We start from the raw sequence: 19090 nt of genomic DNA on the forward strand, positions 1-19090 counted from the left end.
CCCGCCGGGCTAGGCGAAGTCGCCGGGGGTGAGGTAGCGGCGCTCGTGGTAGAGGAGGGCGGCGTCGTCGTCGCCGACCTCGCCGTCCTCGATCTGGACGACGACGACCGCGTTGTTGTGCACGGCCACGCGCTCGACGATCCGGCCGACCATCCAGCTGGTGACGTCTTTGATGATCGGGAGGCCGTGCGGCCCCGGATACCAGTGGTCGCCGTCGAAGCGGAGCGCGTTGTCTCCTGCGAGCTTCTCGGCGACCGCCCTGTTGCGCACGCCGAGCATGTGGATGACGACGCGGTCCGTCTCCGCGATCGCCGGCCAGCTGGAGGCGGAGCGGGCGATGTTGAAGGTCGCCAACGGCGGCACGGCCGCGAGGGAGGCGAGCGAGGTCGCCGTGAAGCCGACGGGCGTGCCGTCCGGCGTCAGCGCCGTCACGATCGCGACGCCCGCGGCATGACGGCGGAACGATTGGCGGAAGGCGGTGAGGTCGGGCGTGAGGTCGGGTTCGACACGGTCGGAGGGCCGCTCCGCCGGGAGCTGGGGTTCGGGCGAACTATTCATACGTATGCATCAGCGCGGTCGGGCTCCTGAGTATTCCGGGTTGCGGATAGTCTTGTCTGGTCATGATGCAGACCATTGATCTCCGCGGAATCCAGCCTACCCGCGCTGCCTTCCAGCGCCTCGTCCCCCGTCCCGTCGTGGATGTGTCCGTCGCCATCGAGGTGGCGTCGGCACTGATCGACGACGTGAGGACGCAGGGCGCCGCCGCGCTCGCGGCGCAGGCGGAGAAGTTCGACGGCGGCGCGCCTGCCTCTGTGCGCGTTCCGCAGGAGGAGATCGACCGTGCTGTGGCCGACCTCCCCGCCGAGGTCCGCGCCGCGCTGGAGGAGGCCATCGCCCGCGTGCGCGAAGCGACGGCCGCGCAGGTGCCTCCCGCCGCGGAGACCAGGATCGGCCCCGGTGCCACCGTCGTGCAGCGCTGGCAGCCGGTCGAACGCGCGGGACTCTACGTGCCGGGCGGCAAGGCCGTCTACCCGTCGAGCGTCGTGATGAACGCGGTTCCCGCACAGGTCGCCGGCGTCGCATCCATTGCTCTGGTCAGCCCGCCGCAGCGCGCGTTCGGGGGAGCGGTGCACCCGACGATCCTCGGTGCCGCCGGTCTGCTCGGCATCAGCGAGGTGTATGCGATGGGCGGCGCAGGAGCCATCGGCGCGCTCGCCTGGGGGGTCGAGGAGATCGGGCTGGACCCCGTGCAGGTCATCACCGGTCCAGGCAACATCTACGTCGCCGCCGCCAAGCGGGTCGTGCGCGGTCAGACCGGCATCGACTCGGAGGCGGGGACCACCGAGATCCTGGTCATCGCCGACGACACGGCCGACGCCCGATTCGTCGCGGCCGACCTGGTCAGCCAGGCCGAGCACGACGAGGCCGCCGCCTCCTTGCTCGTCACCGACAGCCCGGCGTTCGCCGACCGTGTCGCGGCCGAGCTGGAGACCATCGCCGCGGCCACCAAGCACGCCGCGCGCGTGCGCACGGCGCTCTCCGGCCAGCAGTCGGCCATCGTCCTGGTCGACGATCTGGCCGCGGCCGCCGCCTTCAGTAACGCATACGGTCCAGAGCACCTGGAGATCCAGACCGAGAACCCGGATGCGGTGCTCGCCACCATCGAGAGCGCCGGCGCGATCTTCCTCGGCCCGCACTCCCCGGTGAGCCTCGGCGACTATCTCGCCGGCTCCAACCACGTACTCCCCACGGGTGGGCAGGCCCGGTTCTCGTCCGGTCTCGGCGCGTACTCGTTCCTGCGCCCGCAGCAGGTCATCCGCTACGACCGGCCCGCCCTGCAGCAGGTGGCAGACCGCATCGTGGCGCTGTCCGGCGCGGAGGACCTCCCGGCTCACGGCGAGGCCGTGACCGTGCGTTTCCCGTAGGCCTGCGCAGCATCCGGCCGCATCCCCGGATGCGCGCGACCGGCCGGTAGAATCGGAGTCACTATGTTCTGCCCTTTCTGCCGCCACCCGGATTCCCGTGTCATCGACTCCCGTACGAGCGACGACGGGCTGTCGATCCGCCGCCGTCGGCAGTGCCCGGAGTGCGGACGCCGCTTCTCCACCACCGAGACCGCGAGCCTCAGCGTCATCAAGCGCAGCGGCGTCGCTGAGCCGTTCAGCCGCGAGAAGATCGTGCTCGGCGTCCGGAAGGCCTGCCAGGGTCGTCCTGTGACCGACTCGGACCTCGCCGTGCTGGCGCAGAAGGTCGAGGAGACCATCCGCTCCACCGGTGCCTCGCAGATCGAGGCGAACGACATCGGCCTCGCCATTCTGCCCCCACTGCGGGAGCTCGACGAGGTCGCCTACCTGCGGTTCGCGAGCGTCTACCAGGGCTTCGACTCCCTCGACGACTTCGAGGACTCCATCCGGCAGCTGCGCATCGAGCACCACGGCAGCCCGCTGGATGCGCAAGCCGACACCGCCTGATGCGACGGCGCCCGTCGCGCCCGGTATCCTCGTACAGGCATGTATCGCACACTCTTCTCCCTCGTCCTGTCGAAGCTCGACCCTGAGCGCGCGCACCACCTCGCGTTCCTGGTGATCCGCGCCCTTCCGGTGCTCGGCCTCGGCCGTCTCGTGCGCCGGTTCACCGCCCCTGATCCGTCGCTCGCCGTCGAGGCCCTGGGCCTCCGGTTCGATTCGCCGTTCGGCGTCGCCGCCGGCTTCGATAAGAACGGCGAGGCCGTCGTCGGCCTCGGCCAGCTGGGCTTCGGGCACGTCGAGGTGGGCACCGTCACCGCCATTGCGCAGCCGGGCAACGACAAGCCGCGCCTGTTCCGGCTCATCCCGGACCGCGCCGTCATCAACCGGATGGGCTTCAACAATCAGGGTGCCGCGGCCGCGGCCAACCGTCTGCTCGGTGTGGTCCGCGCGCGAAACCGCCCGGTGCTCGGCGTCAACATCGGCAAGAGCCGCGTGGTCGCCGTCGAGGACGCGACCGCCGATTACCTCACCAGCGCGCGTGCCCTGTCGCCGCTCGCCGACTACCTCGTCGTCAACGTCAGCTCCCCGAACACGCCCGGCCTCCGCGGGCTGCAGGAGCTGGAACTGCTTTCGCCGCTGCTGTCCGCCGTGAAGGTGGTGGCGGGCGACAAGCCGCTGCTGGTCAAGATCGCGCCGGACCTCACCGACGAGCAGGTCGAGAAGATCGCCGCCCTCGTGGTCGACCTCGGACTGGCGGGCATCATCGCCACCAACACGACCATCTCCCGCGATGGGCTGCGCACCGAGCCGGCCGTCGTCGAGGCGGCTGGTGCCGGTGGCCTCTCCGGAGCCCCGCTCGCCGACCGGTCGCTGGAGGTCCTGAAACTGATCCGCGCCACCGTCCCCGCCGACCTGTGCGTCATCTCGGTCGGCGGCGTCGAAACCGCCGCCGACGTGCAGGAGCGACTGGATGCGGGTGCCAACCTCGTGCAGGGTTACACCGCGTTCCTCTACCTCGGACCGCTCTGGGCCAGGCAGATCAACCGCGGGCTACTCCGCCTCCGGCGTCCCCTGGTGGAAGCGTAGCCGCCAGCGGCCGTTGACCCGCAGCCAGAGCGAGCTGCGCAGCGAGCTGCCCCGCGCGTCCGTGGTGCGGGCGGTGAGCAGGATGATCTCGGGGGAGAGCGTCTCGGTGCCGAGCAGCTCGAAGTCGGCTGCGGCAGCGTCGTCGGCGGCGGCCACCTCCTGAACGATCGCGTCGCGGCCCCAGAGGCGCCCTGACCGGCCGATCTCCTCGAAGTCGGGGTGCAGCAGCGCCGCGACCCGGGAGGCGTCGGAGCGCACGGCCGGGTCGAGCAGTTCGCGCTCCAGCCGAACCACGGCTTCTGCGTCGGTCTCGGCGGCGGACAGATCGCCGAACAGGTCGAGTTCGACGCTCTCCTGAGCTGCTCCCACGCCAGCGCCGACAGCACCGGATGCGGTCGCCTCGATGATCTCGCCCGTCGCCTCGTCGGCGCGTGAGCGCCCCGGCCAGCCGGGACCGATCGGGATGGGGTCGCCCTTCTGGTACGCGGTCGCGACCGCGCGGGCGCGCACATCGGCGGCCTCGTTCAACGCGTGGCCGGCGTGCCCCTTCACCCACTCGAAGGTGTACTTACGGCCCTGGACGGCGCGGTCGAGGCGCTCCAGCAGCTCGCGGTTGAGGACAGGGGAGCCGTCGGCTTTGCGCCAGCCCTTGCGCTTCCAGCCGGGCATCCACTTGGTGACGGCGTTGATGACGTATTGGCTGTCGCACAGGATGCGCAGCTCCTCGTCGAGGTGCGCAGTGGAGTCGAGCAGGTCGATCACGGCCATCAGCTCGCCCTGGTTGTTCGTTCCGTGCGGCCAGCCTCCGGCAGCCCAGGTGGTGTCGTCGACGTACCACGCCCACCCTGCCGGCCCGGGATTGCCCAGTGCGGAGCCGTCCGCCGCTGCGACGATCGTCACGGTCAGCTGGGGAACTGGCCGCGCTTGACCTGCGGCTTCGGCAGGCGCATGACGCGCAGCTGCAGAGCCCGCATGGCCGCGTACCAGCGCACGCCGCGCTCGACCTTGCTCTCTCCGAACTTCTCGCGCAGGCGCTTGCGCACCAGCAGCCCGAGCACGAAGCAGTCGATGACGGCGATGGCGAAGAACGCCCACAGCGCCAGCAGGCCGTAGACCTGGAAGTAGCCGGGGAGGAAGGACAGCACGATCACCAGCAGCATGACCGGGATGAGGTATTCGCCGATGCTGAACCGCGCATCCACGTAGTCGCGGACATAGCGGCGCTGCGGACCCCTGTCGCGGGCGGTGAGGTAGCGGTCGTCGCCGGCGGCCATGCCGACGCGTGCCTTCTCGCGGGCCTCGGCGGTCTTCGCCCTGGCCATGCGCGCTGCTTCTTTGCGGTCTTCCGGCACCAGGGGGCGCTTGCGGGCGGCCTCCTGCTCACGGCGGGTCGGAGTCGGGGCGCCCTTGCCCTGCCTCAGACGCTCTGCCGTCTCTTCTTCTGTCTCGACGACAGGCGTCTCCGCCTTGGTCGACTGGGGGTTCTCTCGTTTTGCCAACGCTAAGCCTTCGGTTCGTGGGGTCCGCTTAAGATTACCGTCATGACGAACGCTCAGCAGACCCCGCCCACCGAACCCACAGCAGCAGAGGAGGCGGTGCGCGCCAGCGTCGAACGATCCCTGCCGTCCACGGTGGCCGATCTGGCCGCCCTCGTGCGCATCCCTTCGGTGTCGTGGTCGGCGTTCGACCCGGCGAACGTCGCCGCCAGCGCTGAGGCTGTCGCGGCGCTGCTGCGGGGGACGGGCGCCTTCGAGAGCGTCGAGATCAAGCGTGCGCCGATCGGAGACGGTGCGGAGAGCGGCCAGCCGGCAGTGCTGGCCACGCGCGCGGCTCGCAACGGACGCCCGACCGTGCTGCTCTACGCCCACCACGACGTGCAGCCTCAGGGCAAGGACGAAGACTGGAACACCCCGCCGTTCGAGCCGACCGTGCGCGGCGACCGGATGTACGGCAGGGGAGCGGCGGACGACAAAGCAGGTGTCATGGCGCACGTCGCCAGCGTCCGGGCCATCGTGGAGGCGCTCGGGAGCGATTTCGACCTGGGGCTCGCCGTCTTCATCGAGGGGGAGGAGGAGTTCGGCTCCCGCTCGTTCGCGAACTTCCTGCAGCAGAACAAGGACGCCCTCGCGGCGGACGTGATCGTGGTGGCCGACTCCGACAACGTCGACGTCGACACCCCGGCACTCACTGTGTCGCTGCGCGGCAACGTCACCTTCCGTCTCACCGTGTCGACGCTGGAGCACGCCTCGCACTCCGGCATGTTCGGCGGCGCAGCCCCGGATGCGATGCTCGCCATGGTCAAGCTGCTCGCCACCCTGCACGACGAGAACGGCTCGGTGGCCGTCGACGGCTTCACCGGTCGCACAGACGCCGCAGAGCCGCCGGCCGTCACCGAGGAGCACTTCCGCGCGGAGGCCGCGCTCCTCGACGGCGTAACGTCGATCGGCACCGGTCCCATCCTGTCCAGGATGTGGTCGCAGCCGACCGTCACCGTGACCGGCATCGACGCGCCGAGCGTCGCGAACGCGTCCAACACACTCCTGCCGAGCGTCTCGGTGCGGATCAGCGCGCGCGTCGCACCCGGCCAGCCCGCGGCGGACGCGTACGCCGCGCTCGAACGCCACCTGCGCGCCAACGCGCCGTTCGGGGCGCACATCGCCATCGACGACGTCGACACGGGGGAGGCGTTCCTCGTCGACACGAACGGCTGGGCGGCCACCGAGGCCAAGCGGGCGATGACGGACGCGTGGGGCAAAGAAGCGGTCGAGACCGGCGTGGGAGGGTCCATCCCGTTCATCGCCGACCTCGTGCGGGAGTTCCCGGAGGCGCAGATCCTGGTCACCGGCGTCGAAGACCCGGACTCGCGGGCGCACAGCCCGAACGAGTCGCTGCACCTCGGCGTCTTCAAGCGGGCCATTCTCGCCGAGGCGCTGCTGCTCGCGCGGCTCGACCGGCGCACAGACGCCTGAGAAGGGAATGTCCGGGGCCGATTCCCGGTTTTCCGACGTAGAATTGTCCCAGATTTCGTCCAGAAGTCCGAACAAGACCCGTAAGAGGAGTCCCATGACCGACACAACGCTGACCGAGACGAAGGCGCACGGCGTCGGGCTGTCCGACACTGCGGCGAGCAAGGTCAGGAGCCTGCTCGAGCAGGAGGGCCGCGACGACCTGCGTCTGCGCGTCGCCGTCCAGCCCGGTGGATGCTCAGGCCTGATCTACCAGCTCTACTTCGACGAGCGGATGCTCGACGGAGACGCGACCGTCGACTTCGACGGCGTCGAGGTGATCGTCGACAAGATGAGCGTCCCGTATCTCGACGGTGCGTCCATCGACTTCGAGGACACCATCCAGAAGCAGGGTTTCACCATCGACAACCCCAACGCCTCCGGCTCGTGCGCCTGCGGAGACTCGTTCCACTGAGTCGCCATAGCACACGAAGGTTGAGGGCCGCCCCATTGGGGCGGCCCTTTCTGTTCAAATCGGCGCGTGCGGCGGAGTAGGGTGGATACAGCCAAATACAGTTACGTGTGAACTGTCCATGAGTCACTCGAAAGGTCACCGGTGCGTCACAATCGCCGTCTCCGATGGGCTGCCATTCCGATCGCAGCGACGCTCGTCGTCGTTCTCGCGGGATGCACGCAGGCACAGCTGAACGGATTCCTTCCCGGATTCGTCGAGGGTAAGGAGCCCGTCACCAACCACACCGAGCGCATCAGCGGTCTGTGGGTGACGAGCTGGATCGTCCTGCTCATCGTGGGAGTGATCGTCTGGGGTCTCATCGTCTGGGCGGTCATCGTGTACCGCCGCCGCAAGGGTCAGACCGGCCTCCCGGTCCAGATGCGGTACAACATGCCGATCGAGATCTTCTACACGATCGTCCCGCTCATCCTCGTCCTCGGCTTCTTCGCGTTCACCGCGCGTGACCAGAACGCGATCGAGCAGCCGTACGCTCACCCCGACCTCAAGATCCAGGTCTACGCCAAGCAGTGGGCGTGGGACTTCAACTACCAGACGGACAACGTCTACGACCCGGGCATCCAGGTGCAGCCGGACGACTCGAGTGCGACCCCCGGCTCCGTGCAGGAGGGGGAGATCCCCACCCTGTACCTGCCCGAGAACAAGAAGGTCACGATCCAGCTCGACTCGCGCGACGTGATCCACTCGTTCTGGGTCCCCGCGATGCTGTACAAGAAAGACATCATCCCCGGCAAGACCAACTACATGTACTTCTCGACGACCGGCCGTACCGGCACGTTCGTCGGAAAGTGCGCCGAGCTCTGCGGCGAGTACCACTCTGCGATGCTCTTCAACGTGAAGATCGTTCCGCAAGACGTCTACGACGCGCACATCCAGAGCCTGCGCGACAAGGGCTTCGAGGGCCAGCTGGGCTCCGAGTACGACCGTAATCAGAACCTGCCCGGAACGGGCGCTCCCAAGGGTAACGAGTAGGGCATCCACGAATGACGACGACAGCACCGGCTCCAGCGGCCACCACGGCGCCAGCACCGAAAGCCAATCCGGCACTCGGCGCCAACCAGGTGGAGCGCAAGGGCAACATCCTCGTGAACTACATCACGTCGACCGACCACAAGACGATCGGGTACATGTACCTGATCTCGTCGTTCATCTACTTCCTCATCGGTGGTGTGATGGCGCTCATCATCCGAGCTCAGCTGTTCGAGCCCGGACTGGAGGTCGTGCAGACCAAGGAGCAGTACAACCAGCTCTTCACCATGCACGGCACGATCATGCTGCTCATGTTCGCGACGCCGCTGTTCGCCGGCTTCGCCAACGTGCTCATGCCGCTGCAGATCGGTGCTCCTGACGTCGCCTTCCCGCGTCTCAACGCGCTGGCGTACTGGTTCTACTCCTTCGGCTCGCTGATCGCGGTCGCCGGCTTCCTCACCCCGCAGGGTGCCGCATCGTTCGGCTGGTTCGCGTATGCACCACTATCGAGTACCACGTTCTCACCAGGCGTCGGCGGCAACTTGTGGGTGGTCGGCCTCGGTCTGTCCGGTTTCGGTACGATCCTCGGCGCCGTGAACTTCATCACCACCATCATCACGATGCGCGCCCCCGGCATGACCATGTTCCGCATGCCGATCTTCACCTGGAACACGCTTGTCACCTCGATCCTCGTGCTGATGGCCTTCCCGGTCCTCGCCGCGGCGCTGTTCGCGCTGGCTGCGGACCGTGTGTTCGACGCGCACATCTACGACGCGGCCAACGGCGGAGCCCTGCTCTGGCAACACTTGTTCTGGTTCTTCGGGCACCCGGAGGTCTACATCATCGCGCTGCCGTTCTTCGGCATCGTCTCCGAGATCTTCCCGGTGTTCAGCCGCAAGCCGATCTTCGGATACAAGACGCTCATCTACGCGACGATCTCCATCGCCGCCCTGTCCGTCACCGTGTGGGCCCACCACATGTACGTGACCGGCTCTGTGCTGCTGCCGTGGTTCTCGCTGATGACGATGCTCATCGCGGTTCCGACCGGCGTGAAGATCTTCAACTGGATCGGCACGATGTGGCGTGGCTCGCTCACGTTCGAGTCGCCGATGCTGTGGTCGATCGGCTTCCTGATCACCTTCACCTTCGGTGGTCTGACCGGTGTCATCCTGGCGTCCCCGCCGCTCGACTTCCACGTCTCCGACACGTACTTCGTCGTCGCCCACTTCCACTACGTCGTCTTCGGAACCGTCGTGTTCGCGATGTTCGCCGGCTTCTACTTCTGGTGGCCGAAGTGGACGGGCAAGATGCTGAACGACCGTCTCGGTAAGTGGCACTTCTGGCTGCTGTTCATCGGCTTCCACACCACCTTCCTGGTGCAGCACTGGCTGGGCGTCGTCGGCATGCCGCGTCGCTACGCGACCTACTTGCCGTCCGACGGTTTCACCTGGATGAACCAGCTGTCGTCCATCGGCGCCGGCATCCTCGCCATCTCGATGATCCCGTTCTTCGTGAACGTGTACCTCACGGCGCGCAACGCGCCCAAGGTCACGGTCAACGACCCGTGGGGCTACGGCCGTTCGCTCGAGTGGGCGACCAGCTGCCCGCCGCCGCGCCACAACTTCACGTCGATCCCGCGAATCCGTTCGGAGTCTCCCGCGTTCGACCTGAACCACCCGGAGGCCGGGATCCCGATCGGTGTCGGCGGCGCGAAAGATGCGCCGGATGCCCTTGTGCTCGACGTCGCGAACAACGAGGTGAAGTAACCCATGAGAGCCAACGCGATTCTCTTCTGGATCCTCTCGATCTTCTTCATCCTCTCCGCCATCGTCTACACGGTGTGGAGCCTGCTCGACCCGATGCACCTCAAGGTGGAATGGGTCGGAACGGTCGCGCTCACGCTGAGCGCCATCCTCGCCGCCTTCATCGCGTTCTACGTCGGCCGCTCGCACGCCTCGCAGGGCGGTGAGCTCCCGGAGGACCGCCTCGACGCCAACATCGACGACGGCGACCCGGAGCTCGGGCACTTCAGCCCGTGGAGCTGGTGGCCCGTGTCGCTCGCCTTCGCGGCGGGTCTCGTGATGCTCGGCCTCGCGGTCGGTTTCTGGATCTGCTTCATCGGTGTCGCCTTCGCGCTGATCTGCATCATCGGCTGGACCTACGAGTACTACCGCGGCTACTTCGCCCGCTGATCCTCACGCACGCAAGCGCCGCACCCGTCCTCGGGTGCGGCGCTTCTGCATTCCCGGGCCGCCGAAGCTCGAATGCTACTCGGCGCGGGTGAAGCAGAGGACGTCGACGGAGAGCGTCGCTGATGTAGCGGCGGCGGGCGAGGTGAGGCCGACCGGGGCGGCCGCGTCGGCCGACGGTGCGGCGTGGTGTGCGGAGGGGCCCATGCCGATCAGGGCGGCCCGCAGATCGTCGGTGAGTGTAAGGACCTCGGTGACGTGTTCTCGCGTCTGGAGGGCGAACAGGGGCGCTGCGGCGGCGATGAGGTCGTCCGCCTTGTCGGCGGGGACGTCGAGCATCGTGCCGGTGGCGCGCAGCTCTGCAAGGTGGTCGGCGCGAGGGACCGCTACCACGAGCGTGCCACCCTGGCGCAGCACCCGATGGAACTCGGCCAGGTTGCGGGGGGCGAACACGTCCAGCACGCTGTCCGCGGCGGCGGTGCGCACGGGCAGCGGTTGCCAGGTGTCGGCGACGAGGCCGTCGATGCGGTCGGAGCTGCGGGAGGCGCGGCCGACGGCGGCGGGGAGAGGTCCATCGCCAGGCCGCGCGCACCCGGATGCGCGTTCAGCGCGGCCCGCAGGTAGTACCCGGTGCCCGCGCCGGCATCGAGGATGCGCGTGCCGGACACGGAGCGGGCGACCGCGGCGGAGAGCGCGGCGTACGTTCCCGACTCGAGCACTGCATCCCTGGCGTCGAGCATGGCGGCGCTGTCGCCGACGAACCTGGTCCCACCGGCCAGGAGCGACACGTAGCCGCGTTTGTTCACGTCGAAGCTGTGCTGACGCGCGCACGCCAGCCTGAGGCGTCCAGCGGGCTCCAGTGGTTCGCCGCACACGGTGCAGCGCAGCCACGACGCGAGCGACGCCAGCGGGTCATCGGTGCTCTGGCTCATGGCTGCCTCTCGAGGGAGTGCTGCTCTGGGGGAGGATCACCGGGACCGACGATCGGGGTGGATGCGCGAAAGCGCCGGCGCGAGAATCGCGGCCGGCGCTTTCACGACGGTGGAGCAGGGCGGCTAGTGGTGGCCGTGGCCCGACTCGAGCTCGCCCTTGGTGGGCGGCACGATGCGGTCCTCGAAGAACCAGCGGGACATGCTCGCGCGCATCCGGTTGCCGACCGTGATCTTGCCCTTGCTGTTCGGGCGGATCATCAGCGGCTCGTAGCTCTCGAAGCTGATCAGGCGCCAGCGCTCGTACTCGTCGAGCTGCTCGTGCACCTCGATGAACTCGCCACCGGGGAGCTTCACGATGCGGCCGGACTCGTAGCCGTGCAGCGCGATCGAGCGGTCCTTCTTCTGGAGCGCGAGGCAGACGCGCTTCGTGACGAAGTAGGCGATGATCGGGCCGACGATGAGCAGCGCCTGCAGGGCGTGGATGACACCCTCCATCGTCAGATGGAAGTGCGTGGCGATGATGTCCGAGCTGGCCGCCGCCCAGAAGACCGCGTAGAACGTGACACCGGCCGCGCCGATGGCGGTGCGGGTGGCAGCGTTGCGCGGACGATCCAGGATGTGGTGCTCACGCTTGTCGCCGGTGACCCACGCCTCGATGAAGGGGTAGATCAGCACGGTGACGATGAACAGGCCCAGGATGGCGACCGGCACGATGATGTTGAACGACCAGGTGCGGTCCAGCCAGACGAACTCCCAGCCCGGCGGAACCAGGCGCAGAGCACCGTCGGCGAAGCCGATGTACCAGTCGGGCTGCGTTCCCGCCGACACCGGCGACGGGTCGTATGGACCGTAGTTCCAGATCGGGTTGATGGTGAAGAACGACGCCATGAGCGCGATGACACCGAACACGATGAAGAAGAAGCCGCCGGCCTTGGCCGCGTACACCGGGAGCACCGGGTAGCCGACCACGTTGCCCTGCGTGCGGCCGGGGGCCGCGTACTGGGTGTGCTTGTGGATGACCACGAACATCAGGTGCAGCGCGATGAACGCGAGCACGAGCGCCGGGAGCAACAGGATGTGCAGGGTGTACAGGCGTCCGACGATGGCTGTACCTGGGAACTCGCCGCCGAAGAGGAGGAACGAGATCCAGGTGCCGACCACGGGGAGGCCCTTGATCAGGCCGTCGATGATGCGGAGGCCGTTTCCGGAGAGCAGGTCGTCGGGAAGCGAGTACCCGGTGAAACCCTCGGCCATCGCGAGGATGAAGAGCACGAAGCCGATCACCCAGTTGAGCTCGCGCGGCTTGCGGAACGCACCCGTGAAGAAGATGCGGAGCATGTGCAGGCCGATGGCCGCTACGAACAGCAGAGCCGCCCAGTGGTGGATCTGGCGCATGAGCAGTCCGCCACGGATCTCGAACGAGATGTTGAGCGTGCTCGACATCGCGGCCGACATCTCGACGCCCTTCAGTGGGACGTACGAGCCGTGGTAGACGACCTCGGCCATCGACGCCTGGAAGAAGAACGTCAGGAACGTTCCGGAGAGCAGGATGACGACGAACGAGTAGAGGGCGACCTTGCCGAGGAGGAACGACCAGTGGTCGGGGAAGATCTTGCGTCCGAACTCCTTGACGGCGCCCGAGATGCTGGTGCGGTCTTCCAGGTAGTTCGCGGCTGCTGCCGTGAACCCGCCCTTTTTGGCCGGTGCTTGTGCCGCGTCAGGTGCGGCGGTGGTGGTGCTCAATGACGCTCCCAGAAACTCGGGCCGACGGGCTCGGTGAAGCCGCTGCGCGCGACCAGGTAGCCATCGGCGTCCACGGTGATCGGCAGCTGCGGAAGCGGACGCTTGGCCGGGCCGAAGATCACCTCGGCCTCGTGCGTGATGTCGAACTGCGACTGGTGGCACGGGCACAGAAGGTGGTGGGTCTGCTGCTCGTAGAGTGCCACGGGGCACCCGACGTGCGTGCAGATCTTGGAGTACGCGACGATTCCGTCGTAGTTCCAGTTCTCGCGGCCCTTGGAGACGTGGAGGTCTTCGGGCTTGAGACGCATGAGCAGCACGGCCGCCTTGGCCTTCTGCTCGAGACGGTCCTCCTTCTCGTTCAGCCCCTCGGGGATGACGTGGAAGGCACTGCCGAGTGTGACGTCCGATGCCTTGATGGGCGTGCCGGACGGGTCGCGGGTGAGGCGGATGCCCTTGGCCCACATCGTCTCGTTGAGCAGCGCCACCGGGTCCTGGTTCTGCGGAGCGAGTCCGCGGAACAGGACGACGGCGGGGAGCGGGAACGCGATGAGTGCGCCGATCAGGCTGTTGCGCACGAGGACGCGACGGCTGAAGCCCGACTCTTCGTCTGCCTGGCGGAAGATCTCGGTGGCACGCTCGGTGGTCGACTCCGCGCCACGGACGGGGTGACGGAGGTCGACCCCTTCCTTCTCGTGCATGAGGGCCTTGCCCCAGTGCACGGCGCCGATGCCGATCGCGAGGAGTGCGAGCGAGATCCCGATGCCGATGAACAGGTTGTTCAGGCGGACGGAGCCGGGGTCGTTGTCGTTGATCGGGAACGCCATATAGGCCGCGACGGCCCAGACGCTTCCGACGATCGACAGGTAGAACAGCGTGTAGACGGTCCGTTCGGCCCGACGCTCCTTCTTCGGATCGAGGTCGGTGACGCGGGGGCGGTGCGGCGGGAAGCCGGGGTTCTCGACCTCGTCGCGAATGATGAGCGCCGTTCCCGGATCGCCCGTCCTGTGCACGTCGACGGCTGACGAACTGGCAGAGGTCAGCTCGTGACCGCTGTTATCGTCGTGTGCCATTGTTCTCCTTCTTACGCTGTGACATGTCTCGAGTACCGGCTAGTTCGACTTCGCCGTGATCCAGACGGTCAGCGCGACGATGGCGCCGAGTCCGAAGATCCAGAGGAAGAGACCCTCCGCGACCGGACCGAGCGAACCGAGCTCGATTCCGCCGGGCGACGGGTTGTTCTGGATGTACTTGAGGTACGTGATGATGTCGGCCTTGCCCTGCGGCGTGATGTTGAGGTCGTTGAACACGGGCATGTTCTGCGGACCGGTGATCATGGCCTCGTAGATGTGCTGGGCGCTCACGCCGGTGAGCGGGGGAGCGTACTTGCCCTCGGTCAGCGCGCCACCGGCGCCGGCGACGTTGTGGCACATGGCGCAGTTGATGCGGAACAGCTCGGCGCCGTTGGCGGCGTCACCCTTGCCGTCGAGGTACTTCTGCTCAGGGATGGAGGGGCCCGGGGCGAGCGACGCGACGTAGGCCGCGAGCTGCTTGACCTGCTCGTCGGTGAACTGGACCGGCTTCTCCTGAGCCTGCGGGCCCTGCATCTGCATGGGCATGCGGCCCGTGCCGACCTGGAAGTCGACGGAGGCGGCGCCGACGCCGATGAGGCTCGGCGCGTTGACGGTTCCCTGGGCGTCGAGACCGTGGCAGGTGGCGCAGTTCGACTGGAACAGCTTCTTGCCCTGGTCGACGGTGTCTTGCGACGCGGCCTGGACCTGCTGGGTCTCTGCGGAAGCGGTGGTCGTGTTGAACGCCGCGTACGCGCCTCCGGTGAGGCCGAGGCCGATCGCGATCAGTGCGACGGTGGCGAAGGGATGACGGCGACCGCCCTTGCGGACTGTCTTCGTCTTGGTGCGTGTATTCGGACGCATGGTGGTGAGGTCAGCTCCTGTTGTTCTATCTGATGATGTAGATGACCGCGAACAGTCCGATCCACACGACGTCGACGAAGTGCCAGTAGTACGAGACGACGATGGCGCTCGTCGCCTCCTTGTGGCCGAAGGTCTTGACCGCGAACGCGCGGCCGATGACGAGGAGGAACGCGATGAGGCCGCCGGTGACGTGGAGGCCGTGGAACCCGGTCGTCAGGTAGAACGCCGAGCCGTATGCGTTGGAGCTGAGGGAGATGCCCTCGGAGACGAGCGTCGCGTACTCGAGGATCTGCCCGGAGACGAAGATCGCGCCGAGCGCGTATGAGACGGTGAACCACTCGACCATGCCCCACTTGACGGGGCTCCAGCCTGTCGCACGCGGCTGGAGGCGCTCCGCCGCGAACACGCCGAACTGGCACGTGAACGAACTGGCGACCAGGATGATCGTGTTCGTCAGCGAGTACGGGATGTTCAGGTGCGCGGTCTCGGCCGCCCAGAGATCCGGCGACGTGGACTTGAGGGTGAAGTAGATCGCGAACAGACCCGCGAAGAACATGACCTCACTGCCCAGCCAGACAATGGTGCCGACGGCCACGACGTTGGGCCGGTTGATCGTAGGCGCACTCGCCGTAGGAGATATTGAGGTGCTCGTCACGGTAACCATTATGGCTGAAAAGAAGCCGTGGTTTTCTCATCCGACAGGCCGGAATCGTCGTTAATCGGGGTTAGGTCGCCCTAAATTCGCCTGTTCGCCGCTGGTTGCCGCACCAGGTCGCCCGCTCAGTAGGATCGGTACATGTCGGAAATGCAGTCCTGGTCGTCCGTGCTCACCACCCTTCTCGAGGGTGAAGACCTCAGTGTGGCCGACGCCGCGTGGGCGATGGACCAGGTGATGCAGGGTGAGGCGACGGACGCCCAGGTCGCCGGTTTCCTCATCGCGCTGCGTGCCAAGGGCGAGACCGTCGACGAGATCGTGGGCTTCCGCGATGCGATCCTCGACCACGCCGTGCCGCTGCCGGTCAACCCGATGGCGCTCGACATCGTCGGGACGGGAGGGGACAGGTTCGGCACCGTGAACGTGTCGACCACCGCATCCATCGTCGCCGCGGCCGCCGGAGTCCCCGTCATCAAGCACGGCAACAGGGCGGCGAGCTCGTCCTCCGGTTCGTCCGACGTACTCGCGGCGCTGGGGATCGACCTGACGCTCCCGTCCGAGAAGGTCGCAGAGGTGCTGGAGACGGCGGGGATCACGTTCGCGTTCGCGAGCGCCTTCCACCCCGGCTTCGCCAATGCCGCGCCGGTGCGCGCCCAGCTGGGCGTCCCGACCGTGTTCAACTACCTCGGCCCGCTCTGCAATCCGGCGCGTCCGGAGGCATCCGCCGTCGGCGTGGCGTCGCTCGACCGCGTCCCGCTCTTCGTCGGCGTCTTCCAGACCCGGGGAGCGACGGCGCTGGTCTTCCGCGGGGACGACGGGCTCGACGAGCTGTCGACCACCGGCCACAGCCATGTCTGGGAGGTCTCACGAGGCCTCGTCACCGAGCACGACATCGACCCGAGGGATCTGGGTATCCCGCGCGCGAAGATGAGCGATCTGCTCGGAAAGGACGCCGCGTACAACGCCGGCGTCGTACGTGCCGTGCTCGCGGGCGAGACAGGCCCTGTGCGCGACATCGTGTTGCTCAACGCGGCGGCAGGGCTCGTGGCATACGAGCTCGCGTCCGACCCGTCGAGGGTTCAGGAAGCCATCCTGGATCGGTTCCGTTCGCAAATGGCGATCGCCGCCGAAGCGATCGACTCCGGGGCTGCGGCCGCGAAGCTCGAGGACTGGATAGCGGCGACGCACTGACAGCAGTGGAAAGGGTTTCGATGAAGAAGCTCATCAACGGCGTACCCGACGTCGTGGACGAATCCCTCGACGGATTCGCCCGAGCTCACTCGGACATCGTGAAGGTGTCCCACGACCCGCGTTTCGTGTCCAGGGCAGACGGCCCTGTGCGCGGCAAGGTCGGCCTGGTCAGTGGCGGCGGAAGCGGTCACGAGCCCCTCCACGCCGGTTTCGTCGGAAAGGGAATGCTCGACGCCGCCGTCCCAGGCGAAGTGTTCACGTCCCCGACCCCGATGCCGATCGTCGAGGCCACCAAGGCGGCCGACGGCGGGGCCGGGGTCCTGCACATCGTCAAGAACTACACCGGCGACGTGCTGAACTTCGAGACGGCCGCCGATCTGGTGGCCGCCGAGGGCATCGCAGTCAAAGCGGTGGTCACGAACGACGATGTCGCCGTGCAGGACTCCTTGTACACGGCGGGAAGGCGTGGCGTGGCCGGCACGGTCCTGGTCGAGAAGATCGCCGGAGCGGCGGCGGACAGGGGCGACGATCTGGATGCTGTCACCGCGGTCGCCGAGCGCGTGAACGCGAACGTCAGGTCCATCGGTCTCGCGCTCACCGCTGGAACGGTGCCTCACGCCGGAGAGCCCGGCTTCGACCTGGCGGACGACGAGATCGAGTTCGGAGTCGGCATCCACGGCGAACCCGGCCGCGAGCGCGTCAAGGTGCAGCCGGCCGACGCCCTGGTCGACCGCATGATGGCGGCGATCCTCGACGACCTGCCGTTCGCCTCCGGTGACTCGGTGCTGCTGTTCGTCAACGGGATGGGCGGCACTCCGCTGTCCGAGCTGTACATCGTGTTCCGGCGTGCAGCACAGATCCTGGATGAGCGGGGCATCACGCTCGGCCGTTCCCTGGTCGGCAGCCTGGTCACCTCCCTGGAGATGCAGGGCGCATCCATCTCGGTGCTGAAGCTGGACGACGAACTGACCGCCCTCTGGGATGCGCCGGTGCACACCGCCGCACTCCGCTGGGGACTCTGAGAACCGTAAGGAGGAGACGCTCATGGCGCTCGACACGAACTGGGTGAAGGCCTGGATGACGGCGGCCGCGGCGGTGATCGCCGAGAACAAGCACGAGCTGAACACGCTCGACCGCGAGATCGGCGACGGCGACCACGGAGAGAACATGGACCGCGGCATGCGCGCCGTGGTTGATGCGCTCGGGAAGCTGCCGGAGGACGCGACGCCCAACGCCGCGTTCCGGTCGATCGCCATGACGCTCATCTCCACGGTCGGCGGTGCGTCCGGCCCGCTCTACGGCACGGCGTTCCTCAAGGCGGGCGACCCGATCGGCGACGCGGCGGAGATCGACGCGGCGACACTGGTCGCCGTGCTCGGCGCAGCCCGCGACGGCATCGTGTCGCGCGGAAAGGCGGCGGTCGGGGACAAGACGATGATCGACGCTTGGACTCCGGCGGTCGATGCGGCCGCTGCCGCGCAGGAGGCGGGCGCCTCGGCCGCCGACGTCCTGCGCGAGGCGGCGGATGCCGCGGAGGCCGGAGCCGTCGCCACCGAGCCGCTCGTCGCCCACAAGGGCCGCGCGAGCTACCTCGGCGAGCGGTCGGCCGGTCACCGGGATCCCGGTGCGCAGTCGACGGCGCTCCTGCTCCGCACGGCGGCGGAGGCGGCGGCCGATGAGTGAGCGGGTCGGAATCGTCTTCGTCTCGCACAGCGTGCAGCTGGCGGACGGCATCGTCGCCCTCGCGGGCCAGATGGCGCCGTCCGTCCGGCTGCTGCCGGCCGGTGGAACGGACGACGGAGGGATCGGGACGAGTTTCGCCGCGGTCAGTGCCGCCGTCGAGGACGCGGACGGCGGTGCGGGTGTCGTGGTCATCAGCGACCTCGGTTCGGCACTGCTGACAGCGGAGACCGTTCTCGACCTGCTCGAGGACGATCAGCGTTCACGGGTCGCTGTGGTCGACGTCCCGTTCGTGGAGGGGGGTGTCGCCGCCGCGGTCGCCGCCGAGAGCGGCGCCGACCTCGCCGGGGTCGTCGCTGCGGCGGAGGGCGCGAGGGCGGCGTGGGTGGAGGCACCGGTGTCCGCGCCCGCCGCCGCGCCCGCCGCCGCGCCCGCCGCCGCGCCCGCCGCCGCGCCCGCCACCGCACCCGCTTCTGCCGGCTCCTCGGACCCCGCTTCGTCCGGCCGCTATGTCCGCGAGGTCGTCCTCCGCAACAAAGACGGCCTGCACGCCAGACCCGCCGCCGAGTTCGTCAAGCTCGCCAGCACGTTCGGCGCATCCGTCACGGTCAACGGCAAGGATGCGAAGAGCCTGCTCGGCATCATGTCGCTCGGTCTCACAGCGGGGAAGACCGCGGAGATCGCCTCGGCGGACGACGACGGCGTGCCGGCAGTGGATGCGCTGGCGGCCCTCGTTGAGAGCGGTTTCGGGGAGGCCTGAAATGACCGA

21 protein-coding genes are annotated in these 19090 nt (G+C 67.9%); 12 read left to right on the forward strand and 9 right to left on the reverse strand.

Annotation, left to right across the window (positions count from 1 at the left end):
• Positions 1-9 precede the first annotated feature (9 nt).
• Positions 10-558 carry a flavin reductase family protein gene (locus AC37TH_RS12140; RefSeq protein ID WP_490764604.1) on the reverse strand — a complete coding sequence of 183 codons (549 nt, stop codon included), beginning with the start codon at positions 556-558 and terminating at the stop codon, positions 10-12.
• A gap of 62 nt (positions 559-620) precedes the next feature.
• Between AC37TH_RS12140 and hisD the strand changes: the two genes are divergently transcribed.
• The 3 genes from hisD (at position 621) to AC37TH_RS12155 (ending at position 3554) form a co-directional block, all read left to right on the forward strand.
• Positions 621-1925, forward strand: a complete 1305-nt coding sequence (gene hisD, locus AC37TH_RS12145) for a histidinol dehydrogenase (RefSeq protein WP_490764605.1) — start codon at positions 621-623, stop codon at positions 1923-1925.
• 63 nt (positions 1926-1988) lie between these two features.
• Positions 1989-2471: a transcriptional regulator NrdR gene (nrdR, locus tag AC37TH_RS12150; RefSeq protein ID WP_490764606.1), complete on the forward strand. Its 483-nt coding sequence runs from the start codon at positions 1989-1991 to the stop codon at positions 2469-2471.
• A gap of 39 nt (positions 2472-2510) precedes the next feature.
• Positions 2511-3554: a quinone-dependent dihydroorotate dehydrogenase gene (locus AC37TH_RS12155; RefSeq protein ID WP_490764607.1), complete on the forward strand. Its 1044-nt coding sequence runs from the start codon at positions 2511-2513 to the stop codon at positions 3552-3554.
• Here the strand turns inward: AC37TH_RS12155 and AC37TH_RS12160 are convergent.
• Together AC37TH_RS12160 and AC37TH_RS12165 are read right to left on the reverse strand one after the other, a co-directional pair.
• Positions 3519-4454, reverse strand: coding sequence for an RNase H family protein (locus AC37TH_RS12160; protein WP_490764608.1), 936 nt, complete (start codon positions 4452-4454; stop codon positions 3519-3521). The two genes, AC37TH_RS12155 and AC37TH_RS12160, sit on opposite strands and share 36 nt — an antisense overlap.
• Before the next feature lie 2 nt (positions 4455-4456).
• On the reverse strand, positions 4457-5053 hold the full coding sequence (locus AC37TH_RS12165) for a DUF3043 domain-containing protein (protein WP_490764609.1): 597 nt from the start codon (positions 5051-5053) through the stop codon (positions 4457-4459).
• Positions 5054-5095: 42 nt separating this feature from the next.
• Here AC37TH_RS12165 and AC37TH_RS12170 point away from each other — a divergent pair, with 42 nt between their 5' ends.
• The 5 genes from AC37TH_RS12170 to AC37TH_RS12190 all read left to right on the forward strand — a co-directional run bounded on the left by AC37TH_RS12170 (position 5096) and on the right by AC37TH_RS12190 (position 10192).
• Positions 5096-6523 carry a dipeptidase gene (locus AC37TH_RS12170; protein ID WP_490764610.1) on the forward strand — a complete coding sequence of 476 codons (1428 nt, stop codon included), beginning with the start codon at positions 5096-5098 and terminating at the stop codon, positions 6521-6523.
• A gap of 94 nt (positions 6524-6617) precedes the next feature.
• A complete protein-coding gene (gene erpA, locus AC37TH_RS12175) occupies positions 6618-6974 on the forward strand; it encodes an iron-sulfur cluster insertion protein ErpA (RefSeq protein ID WP_490764611.1) in 357 nt (118 codons plus the stop codon).
• A 141-nt stretch (positions 6975-7115) separates the two neighbouring features.
• Positions 7116-8003, forward strand: coding sequence for an aa3-type cytochrome oxidase subunit II (ctaC, locus tag AC37TH_RS12180; RefSeq protein ID WP_490764612.1), 888 nt, complete (start codon positions 7116-7118; stop codon positions 8001-8003).
• Between the two features lie 11 nt (positions 8004-8014).
• A complete protein-coding gene (ctaD, locus tag AC37TH_RS12185; protein WP_490764613.1) occupies positions 8015-9766 on the forward strand; it encodes an aa3-type cytochrome oxidase subunit I in 1752 nt (583 codons plus the stop codon).
• 3 nt (positions 9767-9769) lie between these two features.
• Complete coding sequence (locus AC37TH_RS12190) at positions 9770-10192, forward strand: cytochrome c oxidase subunit 4 (RefSeq protein ID WP_490764614.1); 423 nt, start codon at positions 9770-9772, stop codon at positions 10190-10192.
• 75 nt (positions 10193-10267) lie between these two features.
• On the opposite strand, the gene AC37TH_RS12195 is transcribed toward AC37TH_RS12190, so the two are convergent.
• The 6 genes from AC37TH_RS12195 to ctaE form a co-directional block, all read right to left on the reverse strand.
• Entirely contained in the window at positions 10268-10582 is a 315-nt protein-coding gene (locus AC37TH_RS12195; protein ID WP_490764615.1) for a hypothetical protein, read from the reverse strand.
• Positions 10576-11121 carry a putative RNA methyltransferase gene (locus tag AC37TH_RS12200; RefSeq protein ID WP_490764616.1) on the reverse strand — a complete coding sequence of 182 codons (546 nt, stop codon included), beginning with the start codon at positions 11119-11121 and terminating at the stop codon, positions 10576-10578. The genes AC37TH_RS12195 and AC37TH_RS12200 overlap by 7 nt, the downstream gene beginning before the upstream one ends.
• 123 nt (positions 11122-11244) lie before the next feature.
• The gene (gene qcrB / locus AC37TH_RS12205; protein ID WP_490764617.1) at positions 11245-12864 is read right to left on the reverse strand and encodes a cytochrome bc1 complex cytochrome b subunit; all 1620 of its coding nucleotides are present in this window, start codon (positions 12862-12864) and stop codon (positions 11245-11247) included.
• Positions 12861-13934, reverse strand: coding sequence for a cytochrome bc1 complex Rieske iron-sulfur subunit (qcrA, locus tag AC37TH_RS12210; RefSeq protein ID WP_490764618.1), 1074 nt, complete (start codon positions 13932-13934; stop codon positions 12861-12863). Before qcrA ends, qcrB begins: the two co-directional genes overlap by 4 nt.
• A 39-nt stretch (positions 13935-13973) precedes the next feature.
• A complete protein-coding gene (gene qcrC, locus AC37TH_RS12215; protein WP_490764619.1) occupies positions 13974-14795 on the reverse strand; it encodes a cytochrome bc1 complex diheme cytochrome c subunit in 822 nt (273 codons plus the stop codon).
• Positions 14796-14820: 25 nt separating this feature from the next.
• Positions 14821-15459, reverse strand: a complete 639-nt coding sequence (gene ctaE / locus AC37TH_RS12220) for an aa3-type cytochrome oxidase subunit III (protein ID WP_490764620.1) — start codon at positions 15457-15459, stop codon at positions 14821-14823.
• A gap of 132 nt (positions 15460-15591) precedes the next feature.
• Here ctaE and trpD point away from each other — a divergent pair, with 132 nt between their 5' ends.
• The 4 genes from trpD to dhaM are packed head-to-tail and all read left to right on the forward strand — an operon-like array spanning position 15592 to position 19081.
• Positions 15592-16641: an anthranilate phosphoribosyltransferase gene (gene trpD, locus AC37TH_RS12225; RefSeq protein ID WP_490764621.1), complete on the forward strand. Its 1050-nt coding sequence runs from the start codon at positions 15592-15594 to the stop codon at positions 16639-16641.
• 20 nt (positions 16642-16661) lie between these two features.
• Positions 16662-17663 carry a dihydroxyacetone kinase subunit DhaK gene (gene dhaK / locus AC37TH_RS12230; protein WP_490764622.1) on the forward strand — a complete coding sequence of 334 codons (1002 nt, stop codon included), beginning with the start codon at positions 16662-16664 and terminating at the stop codon, positions 17661-17663.
• Positions 17664-17685: 22 nt separating this feature from the next.
• Positions 17686-18324 (forward strand): dihydroxyacetone kinase subunit DhaL, encoded by a 639-nt coding sequence (gene dhaL, locus AC37TH_RS12235; protein ID WP_490764623.1) that lies wholly within the window; start codon positions 17686-17688, stop codon positions 18322-18324.
• The gene (gene dhaM / locus AC37TH_RS12240; RefSeq protein WP_490764624.1) at positions 18317-19081 is read left to right on the forward strand and encodes a dihydroxyacetone kinase phosphoryl donor subunit DhaM; all 765 of its coding nucleotides are present in this window, start codon (positions 18317-18319) and stop codon (positions 19079-19081) included. Before dhaL ends, dhaM begins: the two co-directional genes overlap by 8 nt.
• The last annotated feature ends 9 nt before the right edge of the window (positions 19082-19090 follow it).

Source organism: Leifsonia sp. McL0627 (assembly GCF_058244615.1).

What these genes read in the sequence shown, in the direction of transcription:
- AC37TH_RS12140 (WP_490764604.1), bottom strand. Translation starts at nt 558, where the DNA reads ATGAATAGTTCGCCCGAACCCCAGCTCCCGGCGGAGCGGCCCTCCGAC.
- hisD (WP_490764605.1), top strand. Translation starts at nt 621, where the DNA reads ATGATGCAGACCATTGATCTCCGCGGAATCCAGCCTACCCGCGCTGCC.
- nrdR (WP_490764606.1), top strand. Translation starts at nt 1,989, where the DNA reads ATGTTCTGCCCTTTCTGCCGCCACCCGGATTCCCGTGTCATCGACTCC.
- AC37TH_RS12155 (WP_490764607.1), top strand. Translation starts at nt 2,511, where the DNA reads ATGTATCGCACACTCTTCTCCCTCGTCCTGTCGAAGCTCGACCCTGAG.
- AC37TH_RS12170 (WP_490764610.1), top strand. Translation starts at nt 5,096, where the DNA reads ATGACGAACGCTCAGCAGACCCCGCCCACCGAACCCACAGCAGCAGAG.
- erpA (WP_490764611.1), top strand. Translation starts at nt 6,618, where the DNA reads ATGACCGACACAACGCTGACCGAGACGAAGGCGCACGGCGTCGGGCTG.
- ctaD (WP_490764613.1), top strand. Translation starts at nt 8,015, where the DNA reads ATGACGACGACAGCACCGGCTCCAGCGGCCACCACGGCGCCAGCACCG.
- AC37TH_RS12190 (WP_490764614.1), top strand. Translation starts at nt 9,770, where the DNA reads ATGAGAGCCAACGCGATTCTCTTCTGGATCCTCTCGATCTTCTTCATC.
- AC37TH_RS12200 (WP_490764616.1), bottom strand. Translation starts at nt 11,121, where the DNA reads ATGAGCCAGAGCACCGATGACCCGCTGGCGTCGCTCGCGTCGTGGCTG.
- qcrA (WP_490764618.1), bottom strand. Translation starts at nt 13,934, where the DNA reads ATGGCACACGACGATAACAGCGGTCACGAGCTGACCTCTGCCAGTTCG.
- qcrC (WP_490764619.1), bottom strand. Translation starts at nt 14,795, where the DNA reads ATGCGTCCGAATACACGCACCAAGACGAAGACAGTCCGCAAGGGCGGT.
- ctaE (WP_490764620.1), bottom strand. Translation starts at nt 15,459, where the DNA reads ATGGTTACCGTGACGAGCACCTCAATATCTCCTACGGCGAGTGCGCCT.
- trpD (WP_490764621.1), top strand. Translation starts at nt 15,592, where the DNA reads ATGTCGGAAATGCAGTCCTGGTCGTCCGTGCTCACCACCCTTCTCGAG.
- dhaK (WP_490764622.1), top strand. Translation starts at nt 16,662, where the DNA reads ATGAAGAAGCTCATCAACGGCGTACCCGACGTCGTGGACGAATCCCTC.
- dhaL (WP_490764623.1), top strand. Translation starts at nt 17,686, where the DNA reads ATGGCGCTCGACACGAACTGGGTGAAGGCCTGGATGACGGCGGCCGCG.
- dhaM (WP_490764624.1), top strand. Translation starts at nt 18,317, where the DNA reads ATGAGTGAGCGGGTCGGAATCGTCTTCGTCTCGCACAGCGTGCAGCTG.